The organism is Citrobacter sp. BDA59-3 (assembly GCF_015167655.1).
GTDB classification, from domain to species: Bacteria; Pseudomonadota; Gammaproteobacteria; order Enterobacterales; family Enterobacteriaceae; genus Phytobacter; species Phytobacter diazotrophicus.
In genome coordinates, this window is the sequence record NZ_CP063427.1 from 989,459 (window position 1) to 1,006,473 (window position 17,015).

The following is a 17,015-nucleotide window of genomic DNA, read 5'->3' on the forward strand; positions in this document are numbered from 1 at the left end:
GTTCAAACTGGCTGCAATAATTACGCCTTCTCCATATTTGGGCGTTTGGGGGTGTTGAATGTGCGAACTGCTCGGGATGAGCGCCAATGTGCCAACCGATATTTGCTTTAGTTTCACCGGGCTTGTTCAGCGCGGTGGGGGAACCGGGCCGCATAAAGATGGCTGGGGTATCACCTTTTACGAAGGCAAAGGCTGTCGTACGTTTAAAGACCCGCAACCCAGCTTTAACTCTCCGATTGCCCGTCTGGTGCAGGAGTACCCGATAAAGTCCTGCTCGGTGGTGGCCCATATTCGCCAGGCGAACCGTGGTGAAGTGGCGCTGGAAAACACGCACCCCTTTACCCGTGAACTCTGGGGACGCAACTGGACCTACGCTCATAACGGGCAGTTAACCGGGTATAAATCGCTGGAGACCGGCAACTTTCGTCCTGTCGGTGAAACCGACAGCGAAAAAGCTTTCTGCTGGCTGCTGCACAAACTCACCACGCGCTATCCGCGTACTCCGGGCAATATGGAAGCGGTATTTAAATACATCGCGACGCTGGCGACTGAACTGCGTGGGAAGGGTGTTTTTAATATGCTGCTGTCGGATGGGCGTTATGTCATGGCGTTCTGCTCGACCAATCTGTTCTGCATTACCCGTCGGGCACCGTTTGGCGTGGCGAAACTGCTGGATCAGGATGTGGAAATTGATTTTCAGCGGGAAACCACACCTAACGATGTGGTTACCGTGATTGCTACCCAGCCGCTAACGGGCAATGAAACCTGGCAAAAGATTATGCCAGGCGAATGGGCATTATTTTGTCTCGGGGAGCGTATAGTTTGACGCCAACTGCGGGTGAATAACTTCGTGGCTCAGCGGTTTGCTGACCACGTAGTTCCCGTCAACAACAGAGACCACAGGCGGTTTCTGCGTTTGCTGGAAGAAGTCATAACCCGGTTTTAACTGTTCCCAGAATTTCGCATAGGTCGAATATTTGTGACGCTGCATATTCGCGTCCGTCATACGGAACGGGTAGATACTCAGTTGCACGCTTTCCTGACCAAACACCAGCGCGGCGGTGACGAACTGGAAAATCTCGTCGATTTGCGAATCGGTCATGGCGTAGCAGCCAATCGACACGCACGCGCCGTGGATCATCAGGTATTTCCCTTCATAACCGTGGGCACGGTCATAGGCGTTAGGAAAACCAATATTGATGGCTTTATAAAAACGGCTATCCGGTTTTAGCTGGCTGCGCTGAATGGAATAGAACCCTTCCGGGCTTTTGAAATCGCCCTGACGCTGTTTCGGACCCAGGCCGCCGGAGTAGTTACAAATTTTGTAACTATTGAGGAGCTGATACTGCTCACCCATTTTGACGTAGAGATCAAGGGTACGCTCTTCTTTGAAGATCTGGATGTATACCGGCGACCCCATCAACTGCTGCTTATATTCTTTGCTGATCGGCGTTGTTGAACCATTGCTGCTTAATAAGCTGGCAAACGAGACGCACGGCATCAGAAGCATCGCAAGAAAAAATGCGATTTTGCGCATACTGCTTGTTTCCTTGATAAAACGGTTACCACATTGCCAGGACGGCAAAAGAATCCCATAAATTCAGATTAATCTGGATTGGGTGCGCCCACAGTAGCATCACGGTAGTTTTTCGCAAGCCCGGATCGCTGAGTTTACAAATTAGTTTTTTGCAGCGGTCCCCCTGTTAAATATTGTCTGATGAAAACCCCAGAAATAACAGCGCCATTGGGCGTTTTTTTCACTGCGAACCCTCTTTTTTCCTCACTCTTCTCATTCTGGATAATAATGCTGTATACTTATCCAGTATCTGATAAGGTGAGCGTATGCGCAAAATCATACATGTCGATATGGACTGCTTTTTTGCGGCGGTGGAGATGCGTGATAACCCGGCTCTGCGGGATATCCCTATCGCTATCGGCGGCAGCCGGGTTCAGCGCGGCGTTATCAGCACGGCTAATTATCCGGCGCGTAAATATGGCGTGCGCAGCGCCATGCCCACGGCAATGGCGTTAAAGCTCTGCCCGCATCTCACCTTATTACCGGGGCGCTTTGAAGCCTACCGGGAAGCCTCTCACCAGATCCGCGAAATCTTTTCCCGTTATACAAGCCTGATTGAGCCCCTGTCGCTGGATGAAGCGTATCTGGATGTGACCGACAGCCCCCATTGCCACGGTTCGGCAACGTTAATGGCAGAAGAGATTCGCCGGACCATATTCCGCGAAACCCAACTCACCGCATCGGCCGGGATTGCTCCGGTGAAGTTCCTGGCGAAAATCGCCTCCGATCTGAATAAACCTGACGGGCAATATGTCATTGCTCCTGCGGATGTACCGGCGTTTTTACGTACGCTGCCACTCAGTAAAATTCCGGGCGTTGGCAAGGTGTCGGCGGCAAAACTGGAAACGCTTGGGTTGCGTACCTGCGAAGATGTGCAGAACAGTGACCTGGCGATGTTGCTAAAACGCTTCGGTAAATTTGGCCGCGTGTTGTGGGAGCGCAGTCAGGGGATTGATGAGCGACATATCAGTAGCGACAGGCTGCGCAAATCGGTTGGCGTGGAGCGTACGCTGATAGAAGACATTCATGAATGGGAAGAGTGTGAAGCCATTATCAACCAACACCTTTATCCGGAACTGGAACGGCGGCTGGCAAAGATAAAGCCCGATCTGCTGATTGCCCGGCAGGGAGTCAAACTCAAGTTTGCCGATTTCCAGCTCACCACTCAGGAACACGTCTGGCCACGCTTAAATAAAGACGATTTGCTGGCGACGGCGCGGAAAACCTGGAATGAGCGGCGCAGCGGGCGCGGCGTGCGTTTAGTGGGTTTGCATGTGACGCTGCTCGATCCGCAATTAGAGCGTCAACTGGTGCTGGGGCTGTGATAAGCGTGAAAATAAGAAGGTAACAGGAAGAGAAAAGGGAAAGCGTCCGCACCAGTAAAAGGTGCGGACAGTACGACTTATTTCGCCGGAATAGCTTTCAGCAGCTCGGTCAGCAGCGTCCAGTAATGGCCCACGCTTTCGATATGTACCTGCTCATCCGGGGAGTGCGGACCGGTGATGGTTGGCCCAATAGAAACCATATCCATATCCGGGTACGGTTTTTTGAACAGACCACATTCCAGACCGGCGTGAATGATCTGAATATTCGGCGTCTTGTTGAACAGACGCTGATAGGTCTCACGCACCAGATGCATCACCGGTGAGTTCGCATCCGGCTGCCAGCCAGGGTAGCCGCCTTTCGGTGCGGTTTTTGCACCAGCCAGTTTGCCCAGCGATTCCAGCATGCTCACCACATAATCTTTGCCGCTATCGATCAGGGAGCGGATCAGACAGATGATTTCCACGCTGTCGTCCTGCATGGTGACCACGCCAACGTTCAGGGAGGTCTCGACCACGCCTTTGGCAACGTCGGAGTTACGGATCACACCGTTTGGCGTGGCGTTCAGCAATTGAATGAAGCTATCGCGGGAAGCAGAGGTCAGCGCCTGTTTGTCGCTGGAAACGCTATCCAGCAATACCACCAGGTTTTTCTCTTTCATCGCCAGCTCGTTTTTCAGGATGTCCTGATAAGTTGCTGCCAGTGTTTTCAATTGTTCAGCTTTATCGGCCGGAACGGCAAACGTGGCGAAGGCTTCACGCGGGATAGCGTTACGCAGGGTACCGCCGTTGAAATCGGCCAGACGCAGGTCCAGCTCGGCCGCGTGGCCTGCCAGGAAGCGCGCCAGCAATTTGTTGGCGTTGCCAAGACCCAGATGAATATCGCCGCCGGAGTGGCCGCCTTTAAGCCCTTTCAGGGTCAGTTTGAACGTCTGGTAGCCCGCAGGTACCGCTTCGCGGGAGAGCGGCAGGGTGGTGATGAAATCAATACCGCCGGCGCAACCCATGTAGATTTCGCCTTCTTCTTCTGAGTCAGTGTTGATCAGAATATCAGCCTGCAACCAGCCGGGCTGCAAACCAAACGCGCCATCCATGCCGGACTCTTCGGTCATGGTCAGCAGCACTTCCAGCGGACCATGCTCAACGCGGTCATCCGCCAGCACCGCCAGGGCGGATGCCATGCCGATACCGTTATCGGCGCCAAGCGTAGTGCCGCGCGCTTTCACCCACTCGCCATCGATGTAAGGCTGAATCGGATCTTTAGTGAAGTCATGTACGGTGTCGTTGTTTTTCTGCGGCACCATATCCAGGTGCGCCTGCAGCACAACCGGTTTGCGGTTTTCCATACCTGCTGTTGCCGGTTTGCGCAGCAGAATATTGCCAACCTGATCGCGTTCCGCATGCAAGCCTTTTTCTTTCGCCCAGCCCATGATGTGCGCGGCGAGTTCTTCTTCATGGTAAGACGGATGAGGAATAGAACAGATTTTGGCAAAAATATCCCACAGCGGTTGTGGCGATAGTTGAGACAATTCAGACACGATGAGTCTCCTTTAAAAGGCCTGCCAGCATATTTTGCAGGTCCGAGGGTTAAACTACAGAACAATCACAAGGCCGGATTGCGAGATGGACTTGAGAATACCACTTTATTGTCTCTCTGTTAGTACGCGTCGCGTAAAAAGCGCCAGCCCGGCCCGGTAACACTGGTTTTTAGCGCGACAGATCTCTATAATCTCGCGCAACCTATTTCCCCGTAGAACACTTTTTAAGCCGTATATACACAGGCTGGGACACTTCACATGAGCGAAAAATACGTCGTCACCTGGGACATGTTGCAGATTCATGCACGCAAACTGGCAAACCGCCTGATGCCTTCTGAACAGTGGAAAGGCATTATTGCCGTTAGCCGTGGTGGTCTGGTTCCGGGCGCATTACTGGCACGTGAACTGGGTATTCGCCATGTCGATACCGTTTGCATTTCCAGTTATGACCACGACAACCAGCGCGAAATGAAAATTATCAAACGCGCAGAGGGTGATGGTGAAGGTTTCATCGTTATTGATGATCTGGTCGATACCGGCGGCACCGCGGTGGCTATCCGCGAAATGTACCCAAAAGCGCACTTCGTCACTATTTTCGCTAAACCGGCCGGGCGTCCGCTGGTTGACGATTACGTGATTGACATCCCGCAGGATACCTGGATTGAACAGCCGTGGGATATGGGCGTGGTCTTCGTTCCGCCTATCTCTGGTCGTTAATCCTCTCTTTATGATTATTTACAACGCCTGGCATCGCCGGGCGTTGTTTTTTTTCGCATCCACCAGGTTACAATACCGTCATCGACGTATTCATGGAGGCTGCGCGTAATGCCACAAGCTAACCTCAGCGAAACCCTGTTCAAACCCCGCTTCAAGCACCCGGAAACCTCAACGCTGGTGCGTCGTCTTACCCATAGCAAACAGTCGCCTGTAGAATCCACCCTTGACGGTAACAATGCGCCCCACTGGTATCGGATGATCAACCGACTGATGTGGATCTGGCGTGGCGTTGATCCGAAAGAGATCCTGGACGTACAGGCGCGGATCGCCATGAGCACGGCGGAACATACCGATCCTGAACTTTACGATACGGTGGTCGGGTATCGCGGCGGCAACTGGATCTACGAATGGTCCACTCAGGCTATGCAGTGGCAGCAAAAAGCCAGCCAGGAGCAGGATACCACCCTCAGCGGCCAGCACTGGCTGCATGCGTCAAACCTCTATAGCATCGCCGCTTATCCGCATATTAAAGGGGATGTGCTGGCGGAGCAGGCTCAGGCGCTGGCGAATCGCGCCTATGAAGAAGCAGCGCAGCGTCTGCCGGGTACCATGAAAGAGATGGAGTTTGCGATTCCCGGCGGTTCGCCGGTGATTGGCTTCTTGCATATGCCCAAAGGGGAGGGGCCTTTTCCCACCGTACTGATGTGCGGCGGGCTGGATGGCCTGCAAAGCGATTACTACAACCTGTATGAACGCTATTTTGCGCCGAAAGGCATAGCTATGCTGACGCTGGATATGCCTTCTGTGGGGTTCTCCTCAAAATGGAAGCTCACCCAGGATTCGAGCCTGCTGCATCAACACGTGCTGAAAGCGCTGCCGAACATTCCGTGGGTTGACCATACTCGCGTGGCAGCGTTTGGTTTTCGCTTTGGCGCCAACGTGGCGGTCCGCCTTGGTTATCTGGAGTCTCCGCGCCTGAAAGCCGTGGCCTGTCTGGGGCCAGTTGTGCACGCGCTGCTGACTAACCCCCAGCAACTGGGGCGTGTGCCGGAGATGTATATGGACGTGCTCGCCAGTCGGCTTGGCATGCACAATGCGTCGGATGAGTCACTGTATGTCGAGCTGAATCGCTATTCGCTAAAAACGCAGGGGTTACTGGGGCGGCGCTGCCCGACGCCGATGCTGTCTGGCTTCTGGAAAAACGATCCGTTCAGCCCGGAAGATGAGTCGCGTTTAATCACGTCGTCATCTGCGGATGGTAAATCACTCGAAATCCCGTTTAATCCGGTTTATCGCAATTTTGATAAGGCGCTGCGGGACATTACCGACTGGATCAATGATAGATTGCGTTAATGGATTGCTAATTTTAATTGATTTGGTAAAACAGTTGCATCACATAAGGAGATCGCAATGACGTTACCGAGTGGACATCCCAAGAGCAAACTCATTAAAAGGTTTACCGCGCTAGGCCCGTATATTCGGGAAGAACAGTGTGCCGATAATCGCTTCTTTTTTGATTGCCTGGCCGTATGCGTCAATGTAAAGCCCGCGCCGGAGAAGCGTGAATTTTGGGGCTGGTGGATGGAAATGGAAGCGCAGCAAGACCGTTTTACCTATAGCTACCATTTTGGGCTGTACGATAAAGACGGGAACTGGAAAGCAACCGAGATAAAAGATTCAGAAGTGACTGACCGGCTGGAGCATACGCTTCGTGAGTTTCATGGTCGCGCCCGCGAGGTCCTTGCGGCGCTGGAGCTGAAACTGGAGCCTGCGGAAAATTTCTCTGACGAGATTAACCTGACGGTGTAAGCGCAGTAAAAAGATTCCCCGACAAGAGACAATCCGGATTCAGCCCGCTGATTCCGGATTTTTTACGTCTCAATGCAACTGGCGATGTCGTTGTTGATGGCTGCGCTTCCGCCTGCCGGAGCAGAGAAAACATGCCGGACTCAAGTGAAATCCGACAGTTTTTGGCCGGAAACGATCAACTCTTTGAGCAACATCTGACGGCGCTCCTCCGGTGTATCGCGACTTACCATAAAACAGATCGCCGCGACCGCCTGCCCGCTACGAGAACGAATCGGCGCCGCCATACAGCAGGTAAAACTCTCCGACAACCCCTCAGTCAGACAATAGCCCTGCTGTCCGGCACGATGAATATCTTCCAGGAAGGCTTGTTTATCGAGCACTTGCCCGTTCGCCAGACGGTAATCTTCTTCGGGGATAAGGTTGAGAATAGCGCTATCCGACCAATTACTGAGTAACAGACGGCCAGTCGCTGTCCAGGTGATCGGTACCCGCACGCCGATATCCGAGGTGATTTTGAACGGGTGGGCATTACTTTCCGACAGCACGACGGTGTACTTATTCCCTTCCAGCATACAGAGCTGCACCGTCTCGCCATGACGGGCGACCAGTTCAACCATTAACTGATGTGAGCGGCGGATAAGATCGTTATGTGCCATATAATCTGCACCGTAATAGTGCATTTCACGGCCAAAGAACACCGCGCCGTCGGCATCCACTTCCAGTAGCCCGGCCTCGCTGAGCAGACTGACAAGTTCATATACACTGGAGCGCGGCGCGCCGGTGGCCTCGATCAAATCGCGCATCGCCATCGGCTGACGAGCGATATGCAACTGGTGAAAAATGTCGATAACCCGGTCAACACCGCGCGCACGCGATGGCTTCTCGTCCGGCATAAGCAAATTCTCCTGATGCAGTCGGGCGGTCGCGCCAGACAGTAAAGACAATAAAAAAGAAAAGCATGATACACCCAGCGTCGTCGTTAACCCATCCCCGGTAATTAAAATTTTACTGTCGATGTTTATATTTCTTTGTTCTATTTTGGGGCCTCATTTTAGCGCATGGCGCACAAATTATTTTTTTAAAATTACGACCCCGGTAACATTTTCATTCTGCCATTTCCCCCATTCATTTTTTATTTTGCGATCGCCACATCACCACAAAAAATTAAATTCATCGGGATATATTGCAAAAATAAAAAACCTGTGCAAATCTTGCTCTATCCGATATTGCAGATAACAGTCCGATATACCAGACAGTTGTGATGCGGTATTCATGGCGATTCTCAGAACAAAAAGGAGCAGCATTGCATGACGATTAAGCGTTATGGCATTGAAGGCGGTACTGGTACGGGCGGGCAAAAACTGCCGTTCGCACGCGCCGTTGAGGCTGATGGCTGGCTGTATATCTCAGGTCAGACGCCGATGCGCGAAGGCGAAGTGGTGGAAGGCGGGATCATTGAGCAGACCCGCCTGGCGTTTGATAACTGCCTGTCCATTATGCGCGAGGCGGGGTACAGGGTGGAGGATGTGGTACACGTCACGGCAGTATTAACCGACGCACGTTATTTCAGTTCCTTTAATAAAGTTTTCAGCGAGATATTTACCGGAAACCCACCAGCACGTATTTGTAGCGTGCAGGATTTAGTCGTCGACTGCAAAGTGGAAGTAGATATGAAATGCTTTCGCGCCGACCGAAAATAATATTATTTATCTGATAACACACTGAGATTTTTATTTATTCGCCCACACCAGGGCTGCCCGTTAATAACTGATGCTTTTTATGTCGTCTCCATTTAATAAGCGAGCAAAACAATGAATGCAACTTCGTTAAAAATCATCGCCGGAACGCTGGCTCTGCTGGCCGTTGCCGGTTGTACCCCCACGGAAGAGAAGCAAGTGGCGGGTGCGGCTCCCCAATCGACGCTGCAAACCGTATTGCAACGCGGCACGTTACGTGTGGGTGATTGCCTGAGTTTCGCTCCCTTCGGTTTTTACGATAAAGACGGCAAACCGGATGGTTACGACGTCGATTTGGCGAAAGCGCTGGCGAAAGAGATGGGCGTGAAACTGGAAATGGTGAACACCACCAGCGCCAACCGCATCCCTAACCTGCAAACCAACAAAGTGGACGTGGTGTTCTGTAACTTCACGCGCAACCTGGAACGCGCCAAAGAGATCGGTTTCACCCACCCGTATGTCGTGGCGAGCGAAGCGATGTTGGTCCGTAAAGAGAGCGGCATCAAATCGGCGCATGACATGACCGGTAAGACCATCGCTACGGTGAAAGGGTCAACCAACGGAGACGAAGTGCGCAGTATGGGCATTGAGGTCAAAATTCAGGAATACGACTCTTCCCAGGCGGCCATACTGGCGGTGAAGCAGGGGCAGGCTGATGCAATGATTGAGGATAACAACTTCCTCGCTTATCAGGCCAGGCTTGATCCGACCCTGACGGTCACCAACGAAGCGCTGGTGCCGCTGGAATATAACGCCTTTGGTGTGAAGCAGGGCGACCAGGTATGGCTGAACTACCTCAATGAATTCCTTTTTGAGATCAACGCTTCCGGTGAGAACGCCACGCTCTATCAAAAATGGTTTGGTGATAAGCCGCGTTACCCCCTGAATCCGCAATTCTGATTGCCTGCGGTGTAGCGCCCTTTGGTCAGCTACACCGCAGGAAGGAGTCCATGCATGAGTTATCAATGGCTAACCCTGTGGAGTTACGGCGAGACCTTCCTGGCCGCCGCCTGGCTGACGTTGCAGGTTACTCTTCTCGCGTTTGTGCTGGCCGTCGCACTCGGCTTGCTGGCAGCGCTGGCGAAAGCCTCGGCTGTAGCGCCGCTACGCTGGCTGAGCCACTGCTATGTGGAATTTATCCGTAACACGCCGGTGTTGCTGCAAATTTTCATCATCTTTTTTGGTCTGCCCTCCCTCGGCATCACCATGAGCGCCTTTACCGCGGGCGTGCTGGCTTTGGGCATTAACGTCGGTGCTTACCTGTCGGAGACCTTTCGCGCCGGAATACAGTCGGTGCCGAAAGGGCAACTGGAAGCCGCGTGGATTTTAGGTATTTCACGCCGCCAGGTCTTTCTGAGTGTGGTGTTGCCCCAGGCCGCGCGCGCCGTATGGCCGGCCATTATTAACAACCTTATCCAGTTATTGCTCGGCACGTCGCTATTGTCAGCCATTGCGCTGCCGGAATTAACCGGCACCGCCACCGTGATAAACGCCCGCACCTTGCTTTATATCCAGACGTTCAGCGTGGTGGCGCTGGTCTATCTGCTGCTGAGTAATCTCTTTTCCTGGCTCGGTAACCTGGTGGGAAGGCGCTTGTTTCATCCGCAACTGGTCACGCCGGTAAAAAAGTCCGCCCGGTGGTGGGCAAAAAAATGGCTGACTAACCCACTGAAACGGGAGAATGCGCTATGAGCGATATGGTAATGACCTCGTTGCCGTTGCTACTGGAGGGGTTGTGGATCACCCTGCTGCTTTCGGTCGCGGCCATCATTGGCAGCACGCTGCTTGGCCTGCTCGCCGCCGTGTTGCGTACCAGCCGTGTCCCGGTCGCCAGCCACATTGCCGTGCTTTACACGGAGTTATTTCGCGGCACGCCAGTGTTGATCACCCTGATGTTTATCTACTTTGGCGTGGCCTATTTTGGCTATGAAATCAATTTGTTTGCCGCCGGTATCCTCGGTTTGAGTATTTACCAGGGGGCTTATATCGCCGAAGTCTTTCGCGCCGGCATCGAAGCGGTACCCAAAGGACAGTGGGAAGTGTCGTGGATCCTTGGGCTGTCAAAACGCCAGACCTTTCTTAGCGTGATCCTGCCACAGACACGCGGCATCGTACTGCCACCACTGGTGGGGCAGTATCTTTCCCTGATTAAGGATACCTCTATCGTCAGCATGATTGGCATGTCGGAACTGATGCACCAGGGCCAGGCGATCGTTGATCGTATCGGTCAGCCGGTAGTGATTTATGCGCTGGTGGCCGTGCTGTACTTCGTTGTCTGCTTTCCGCTTTCCCGTTGGGTTCAACATCATCAAACCAGGAGCCAGTTCTCATGAGCAATTCCGCCATTACGCTGAGCCGTATTACCAAATCTTTTGGTAGCACCCAGGTGCTGAAAGAGATCAGCCTTGATGTTTCGCCTGGCGAAGTGCTGGTGCTGATTGGCGCATCAGGTTCCGGCAAAAGTACCGTGTTACGCATCATGAGCGGGCTGGAAACGGCCGATGGGGGCGAAATCTGGGTTAACAATGTGCCGCTGCACGACCATAAACGCAGCCGGGAAATTTGTGGTCATGTCGGAATGGTGTTCCAGCAGTTCAACCTGTTTCCCCACAAAACCGCGCTCGGTAATGTGACGCTGGCGCTGATAAAAGCGCAAAAGCTGTCTGAGGCTGAGGCCAATAAACGCGGCATGGCGGCCCTGACGCGCGTCGGGCTGGCTGAGCGCGCGCATTATTATCCGGCGCAACTCTCCGGCGGTCAGCAGCAACGTGTGGCGATCGCCAGGGCGCTGGCAGTAGAGCCGAAAATTATGTTTTTTGATGAAGCTACCTCCGCGCTCGATCCCGAACTGGTGGGCGAAGTCATGGAAGTGATGCGTAGCCTGGCGCGTGAAGGGATGACCATGGTGGTGGTCACCCATGAGATGGGCTTTGCGCGCAAAACCGCAGACCGCGTGGTGTTTATGGATCAGGGGGTGATTGCTGAACAAGGATCGCCAGAGCAGATATTCGTTAATCCACAAAATCCGCGCACCCAGCAGTTTTTATCGCGTGTTCTTGAGCATTGATCGGAGGCGTTATGTCGATTCATTTTCCGTTGGTGGCAGACGGTCTGCTGGATGCGCTGCAACCTGCGCCACGCTTTAAATCTGTTGCAGGCCGTGGCGATGCGCCGTTACCTGTGGGGACGCCGGTACTGGCCAGCGATAGCGTGTTTTCTCCACTGATGCTAATGAAGCAATCGGCGCTGGAGAATAATCTGCGTCAGTTGGCCGATTTTTGTCGCGAACAGGGTGTGATGCTGGCAGCGCACGGCAAGACGTCAATGTCGCCCGCCATCTTGCGTCGAGCCGTCACCGAAGGCGGCGCCTGGGGATTGAGTGCGGCAACGCCTGCGCAGGTTCGCGCGCTGCGCCAGTTTGGCATCCGTAATGTTTTTCTCGCCAATCAACTGGTCGACCCTGCCGGTATTCGCTGGATAGGTGAGTGGCAAAAGCAGCATCCTGACCATGGCTTCCTTTGCTATGTTGATTCGCTGGAGGGAGTGCGTTTGCTGGAACAGCATCTCGGCGACAGTCGTATTGCGGTTCTGCTGGAGATGTCGGTCAGTGGCGGGCGCACGGGGTGTCGCTCATCCGCGCAAGCACGGGAGATTGCCGCCGCGATAGCGGCAAGCCCGGTCCTGCAACTGGTGGGCGTGGCGGGCTATGAAGGCGCGCTGGGTGCGGGGCGTGATGCCGCGGGTATCGCCAGGGTGCGCGATTATTGCCAGATGCTGATCGCGACGGCTGCGCTGTTGGCCGGGGAACAACTGTTCAGCAGCGACACTATTATTCTCAGCGCCGGAGGCGGCGCCTGGTTTGATGTGGTCAGCGCGTGTTTTAGCGGGGCGAGGCTATCACTACCGATCACACCGCTGATTCGTTCGGGTGCCTATATGGCCCACGATAACGGGTTATATGCCCGCATCGCGCCGTTTGCCCAACCGGGCGCCCGTCATCATTTTGAACCCGCGCTGGAGATCTGGGGGAGGGTATTATCGCGTCCTGAGCCAGGCCTGGCGTTTGTTGATTTCGGACGCCGCGATGTGCCCTTTGACCAGGACTTGCCGAATCCGCTGTGGGTGCGAAATGTGGAGGGTAGTGCTCCTCGCGCCGCTTCTGGCATGCGCATCAGCGAGGTGAACGATCAACATGCCTATTTGTTGTTGCCGCAAGAGGATGCCTTAAAGCCCGGCGACTGGATAGGTTGTGGCATTTCACATCCTTGTACCGCGTTTGATAAGTGGCGCTATTTGCCACTGGTGGATGATGACTATTGCGTCACCGATTCACTGGAAACGGCATTCTGAGTCAGGCATGTGTGCATAACGGCGCGCTGTCGTACGCTGTTTCACCACGGTTTTTCGATAGCCCCTTTCTTGCTTTTTGTTGCATATACTGGCGGAAAAAAGAAAGCACCGACGAGGTTATCGTTCGGTGCTTTATGTTCTTCAGTGAAGTGCGTTTATGCGATAAGACTTAGAACTGGTAAGTCACGCCAACAGCAACGATGTCGTCGGTAACGTAGCTTGAACCGACGTAAGTTGCGAAATCACCTTTGTCCAGTTGGTTGATTTTGTAATCAACCATCGCAGAGAAGTTTTTGTTGAAGTAGTAGGTCGCGCCTACGTCAACATATTTAACCAGGTCCTGATCGCCCCAACCGTTTTCCAGGTCTTTACCTTTAGTCTGTACGTAACCAATGGACGGACGCAGACCGAAGTCGAACTGGTACTGAGCAACGGCTTCGAAGTTTTCAGATTTGTTAGCAAAACCACGGCTGCCGATTGGCGTCATGTTCTGCGCGATGCTGTACATAGCCGCCAGGTAGATGTTGTTAGCGTCGTATTTCACGCCAGAAATCCACGCTTCCGCGTTAGCGCCTTTACCCAGTGCCTGAGAGTTCTGCAGATCGGTACGGTCCGATTTGGCGTACGCAGCAATCAGAGTAACCGGGCTGCCGCCAAAGTTGTAGGACAGGGAGGTACCGAAGCCGTCGCCATTCTGTTTAGAAGCAGTACGGCCAGCTTCGTTTTTACCCTGGTACTGCAGGCCCAGGTTCAGACCGTCAACCGCACCGAAGAAGTCGGTGTTACGGTAGGTAGCCACGCCAGTGGTACGTTTGGTCATGAAGTTATCGGTACGGGTCAGAGAGTCACCGCCGAATTCCGGGAACATATCGGTTACAGACGCTGCATCGTACAGGATACCCAGGTTACGACCGTAGTCGATAGAACCGTAGGTTTTTGCTTTCAGGCCAGCGAACGCCAGACGCGTTTTCTGAGTAGAGCTGCTTTCGTCGGTGTTGCCAGCGAATTCAGATTCCCAACGACCGAAACCGGTCAGTTGATCGTTGATCTGCGTTTCGCCTTTGAAGCCCAGACGCACGTAAGTTTTATCGCCATCCTGAGTGGTATCATCGCTGAAGTAGTGCATGGCTTTGATTTTGCCGTACAGATCCAGTTTGTTACCATTTTTGTTGTAGATTTCCGCAGCGTTGGAAGAAGCAGAAACAACACCAAGGCCGATCATCATTAATGCCAAAGTAGTTTTTTTCATTATGTTTCCTGATTAATTGTAATTAACGCGCTTTAGATCGCTGAACGTCGCCGCTCAAGTGAAAATTTCACGTAGGTTTTAACGTCTGCGAATTAAAGTTTTATGACAATTCTTATTTATTTTTTTACAAAGTAGGTTTTACAGGTAGTGTCATAAAAGCGTCAAGTTTTGTAAGTAGGTTTTCTGATTGCCTTCAAGGATTTTCTTAAGTTGTTAAAACTGCCAGTTGGAAGTTGGCTCTGATCCTGCTACAAAGACTGTTTACTTTTTTTCTTCTACGTTGAACGGCAGAAATCATGAGCGACAGCCAGACGCTGGTAGTGAAACTCGGCACCAGTGTTTTAACGGGCGGATCCCGCCGCCTGAACCGCGCCCACATTGTTGAACTCGTGCGCCAGTGCGCACAGCTACATGCAGCAGGGCATCGTATTGTTATTGTGACTTCTGGCGCTATCGCCGCCGGGCGTGAGCACCTGGGTTACCCGGAATTGCCTGCCACCATCGCCTCGAAACAACTCCTTGCCGCTGTCGGGCAAAGCCGCCTGATTCAACTGTGGGAACAGTTGTTCTCGATTTATGGCATCCACGTTGGGCAAATGCTATTAACCCGCGCCGATATGGAAGACCGTGAGCGTTTCCTGAATGCGCGTGACACTCTGCGTGCGCTCCTTGACAACAACATTGTGCCGGTCATCAACGAGAATGACGCCGTTGCGACGGCAGAGATCAAAGTCGGCGACAATGACAATTTATCGGCGCTGGCCGCGATTCTGGCGGGCGCAGACAAACTCCTGCTTCTGACCGATCAGCAAGGTCTCTTTACCGCTGACCCGCGTAACAACCCGGACGCTGAATTGATCAAGGATGTCTACGGTATTGATGACGCATTGCGCGCGATTGCGGGTGACAGCGTATCGGGCCTGGGTACTGGCGGGATGGGCACCAAATTGCAGGCGGCGGATGTCGCCTGTCGTGCAGGTATTGATACTATTATTGCCGCAGGCAGCAGGCCGGGGGTGATCGGCGATGTGATGGAAGGGGTTCAGGTCGGGACGCTTTTCCATGCGCAGGCTTCACCGCTGGAAAACCGTAAACGCTGGATTTTTGGCGCGCCTCCGGCAGGTGAAATCACCGTTGATGAAGGTGCGACAGCCGCTATCCTGGAACGCGGCAGCTCCTTGTTGCCAAAAGGGATTAAAAGCGTGACAGGCAACTTTTCCCGTGGTGAAGTGATCCGCATCCGTAACCTCGAAGGTCGCGATATTGCACATGGCGTTACCCGCTATAACAGTGACGCGCTGCGTCGCGTTGCCGGTCATCATTCGCAGCAAATTGATTCCATTCTCGGCTATGAATATGGCCCGGTCGCCGTGCATCGCGATGATATGATTATCCGTTAAGGAGCAGATGTATGCTGGAACAGATGGGCATCGCTGCTAAAGCAGCGTCGTACAAGCTGGCATTGCTCTCCAGCCGTGAAAAAAATCGCGTGCTGGAAAAAATAGCCGATTACCTGGAAGCACAGTCTGACGAGATTATTCTCGCTAACGAGCAGGACGTTCTGGAGGCTCGCCGTAATGGGCTGAGCGAAGCGCTGCTTGATCGTCTTGCGTTGACGACAGCGCGTTTGAAAGCGATTGCAGACGATGTTCGCCAGGTGTGCAAGCTGGCTGACCCGGTAGGGCAGGTGATCGATGGTGGTCTGCTGGACAGCGGCCTGCGCATTGAGCGTCGCCGTGTGCCGCTCGGCGTGATTGGCGTAATTTACGAAGCACGTCCGAATGTCACCGTGGACGTGGCTTCCCTGTGTCTGAAAACCGGTAATGCGGCGATTCTGCGTGGCGGTAAAGAGACCTGGCGCACCAATGCGGCAACGGTAAAAGTGATTCAGCAGGCGCTGGAAGAGTGCGGTTTACCCGCCGGCGCGGTACAGGCGATTGAAAGCCCGGATCGCGCGCTGGTCAATGAAATGCTTAAGATGGATAAATACATCGACATGCTGATCCCGCGCGGTGGCGCTGGCCTGCATAAGTTGTGTCGTGAACAGTCCACCATTCCGGTGATTACCGGTGGCATCGGCGTTTGCCATATTTTTGTTGATGACACCGCAGAGATTGCCCCGGCGCTGAACATTATCGTGAATGCGAAAACCCAGCGTCCGAGTACCTGTAACACCGTCGAAACGCTGCTGGTTCATCAGGATATTGCGGGCACTTTCCTGCCTGCGTTGAGCAAGCAGATGGCGGAAAGCGGCGTTACCTTGCATGCGGATGCGCAATCGCTGGCGGCGCTGCAATCGGGCCCGGCGGCGGTTGTACCGGTTAAAGCAGAAGAGTATGACAATGAGTTTTTGTCGCGGGATCTGAACGTGAAAATCGTTGCTGACCTGGACGATGCTATCGCCCATATCCGCGAGCATGGCACACAGCACTCCGATGCTATCCTGACGCGTACGCTCAGCAATGCGAACCGTTTTGTCAACGAGGTAGATTCTTCTGCTGTGTATGTGAATGCCTCCACGCGTTTCACCGACGGCGGTCAGTTTGGCCTTGGCGCGGAAGTGGCGGTGAGCACGCAAAAACTGCATGCGCGTGGACCGATGGGCCTTGAAGCTCTTACCACCTACAAGTGGATCGGTTTCGGTGACGATACGATTCGTGCGTAAATAACAGCGGGGTGATGCAAAAGTAGCCGTTTGATTCCAAAGGGCATTGACGC

17 protein-coding genes are annotated in these 17,015 nt (G+C 53.4%); 13 read left to right on the forward strand and 4 right to left on the reverse strand.

Annotated elements, in window-relative coordinates; genetic code table 11:
• The first annotated feature begins 58 nt into the window (after positions 1-58).
• On the forward strand, positions 59-826 hold the full coding sequence (locus IP582_RS04580; protein ID WP_041852633.1) for a class II glutamine amidotransferase: 768 nt from the start codon (positions 59-61) through the stop codon (positions 824-826).
• Here IP582_RS04580 and dpaA read toward each other — a convergent pair.
• Positions 797-1,537: a peptidoglycan meso-diaminopimelic acid protein amidase gene (gene dpaA / locus IP582_RS04585; RefSeq protein ID WP_041852632.1), complete on the reverse strand. Its 741-nt coding sequence runs from the start codon at positions 1,535-1,537 to the stop codon at positions 797-799. The genes IP582_RS04580 and dpaA overlap by 30 nt on opposite strands.
• A gap of 305 nt (positions 1,538-1,842) precedes the next feature.
• Between dpaA and dinB the strand changes: the two genes are divergently transcribed.
• Entirely contained in the window at positions 1,843-2,901 is a 1,059-nt protein-coding gene (dinB, locus tag IP582_RS04590) for a DNA polymerase IV (protein ID WP_041852631.1), read from the forward strand.
• A 77-nt stretch (positions 2,902-2,978) separates the two neighbouring features.
• On the opposite strand, the gene pepD is transcribed toward dinB, so the two are convergent.
• The gene (pepD, locus tag IP582_RS04595) at positions 2,979-4,436 is read right to left on the reverse strand and encodes a cytosol nonspecific dipeptidase (protein WP_169039895.1); all 1,458 of its coding nucleotides are present in this window, start codon (positions 4,434-4,436) and stop codon (positions 2,979-2,981) included.
• A gap of 258 nt (positions 4,437-4,694) precedes the next feature.
• Between pepD and gpt the strand changes: the two genes are divergently transcribed.
• From gpt to crl, 3 genes are all read left to right on the forward strand, one after another.
• On the forward strand, positions 4,695-5,153 hold the full coding sequence (gene gpt / locus IP582_RS04600; RefSeq protein ID WP_041852629.1) for a xanthine phosphoribosyltransferase: 459 nt from the start codon (positions 4,695-4,697) through the stop codon (positions 5,151-5,153).
• A 108-nt stretch (positions 5,154-5,261) separates the two neighbouring features.
• Complete coding sequence (frsA, locus tag IP582_RS04605) at positions 5,262-6,506, forward strand: esterase FrsA (protein WP_193795202.1); 1,245 nt, start codon at positions 5,262-5,264, stop codon at positions 6,504-6,506.
• Between the two features lie 57 nt (positions 6,507-6,563).
• Positions 6,564-6,962 (forward strand): sigma factor-binding protein Crl, encoded by a 399-nt coding sequence (crl, locus tag IP582_RS04610; protein ID WP_193795203.1) that lies wholly within the window; start codon positions 6,564-6,566, stop codon positions 6,960-6,962.
• A gap of 140 nt (positions 6,963-7,102) precedes the next feature.
• Here crl and IP582_RS04615 read toward each other — a convergent pair whose 3' ends face one another.
• Positions 7,103-7,855 (reverse strand): IclR family transcriptional regulator, encoded by a 753-nt coding sequence (locus tag IP582_RS04615; RefSeq protein WP_071195911.1) that lies wholly within the window; start codon positions 7,853-7,855, stop codon positions 7,103-7,105.
• A gap of 414 nt (positions 7,856-8,269) precedes the next feature.
• Between IP582_RS04615 and IP582_RS04620 the strand changes: the two genes are divergently transcribed.
• The 6 genes from IP582_RS04620 to IP582_RS04645 all read left to right on the forward strand — a co-directional run bounded on the left by IP582_RS04620 (position 8,270) and on the right by IP582_RS04645 (position 13,048).
• Complete coding sequence (locus tag IP582_RS04620; RefSeq protein WP_047371700.1) at positions 8,270-8,662, forward strand: RidA family protein; 393 nt, start codon at positions 8,270-8,272, stop codon at positions 8,660-8,662.
• Between the two features lie 111 nt (positions 8,663-8,773).
• A complete protein-coding gene (locus IP582_RS04625; protein WP_193795204.1) occupies positions 8,774-9,598 on the forward strand; it encodes a transporter substrate-binding domain-containing protein in 825 nt (274 codons plus the stop codon).
• Positions 9,599-9,652: 54 nt separating this feature from the next.
• A complete protein-coding gene (locus IP582_RS04630; protein WP_193795205.1) occupies positions 9,653-10,390 on the forward strand; it encodes an amino acid ABC transporter permease in 738 nt (245 codons plus the stop codon).
• Positions 10,387-11,031, forward strand: a complete 645-nt coding sequence (locus tag IP582_RS04635; protein ID WP_071195909.1) for an amino acid ABC transporter permease — start codon at positions 10,387-10,389, stop codon at positions 11,029-11,031. The genes IP582_RS04630 and IP582_RS04635 overlap by 4 nt, the downstream gene beginning before the upstream one ends.
• On the forward strand, positions 11,028-11,765 hold the full coding sequence (locus IP582_RS04640; protein WP_079497616.1) for an amino acid ABC transporter ATP-binding protein: 738 nt from the start codon (positions 11,028-11,030) through the stop codon (positions 11,763-11,765). The genes IP582_RS04635 and IP582_RS04640 overlap by 4 nt, the downstream gene beginning before the upstream one ends.
• Positions 11,766-11,776: 11 nt before the next feature.
• Positions 11,777-13,048, forward strand: coding sequence for an alanine racemase (locus tag IP582_RS04645; protein ID WP_193795206.1), 1,272 nt, complete (start codon positions 11,777-11,779; stop codon positions 13,046-13,048).
• A 169-nt stretch (positions 13,049-13,217) separates the two neighbouring features.
• On the opposite strand, the gene IP582_RS04650 is transcribed toward IP582_RS04645, so the two are convergent.
• Entirely contained in the window at positions 13,218-14,297 is a 1,080-nt protein-coding gene (locus tag IP582_RS04650; protein WP_193795207.1) for a porin, read from the reverse strand.
• 296 nt (positions 14,298-14,593) lie between these two features.
• Between IP582_RS04650 and proB the strand changes: the two genes are divergently transcribed.
• Together proB and proA are read left to right on the forward strand one after the other, a co-directional pair.
• A complete protein-coding gene (proB, locus tag IP582_RS04655; protein ID WP_047371693.1) occupies positions 14,594-15,697 on the forward strand; it encodes a glutamate 5-kinase in 1,104 nt (367 codons plus the stop codon).
• 11 nt (positions 15,698-15,708) lie between these two features.
• Positions 15,709-16,962 (forward strand): glutamate-5-semialdehyde dehydrogenase, encoded by a 1,254-nt coding sequence (gene proA / locus IP582_RS04660; RefSeq protein WP_193795208.1) that lies wholly within the window; start codon positions 15,709-15,711, stop codon positions 16,960-16,962.
• The last annotated feature ends 53 nt before the right edge of the window (positions 16,963-17,015 follow it).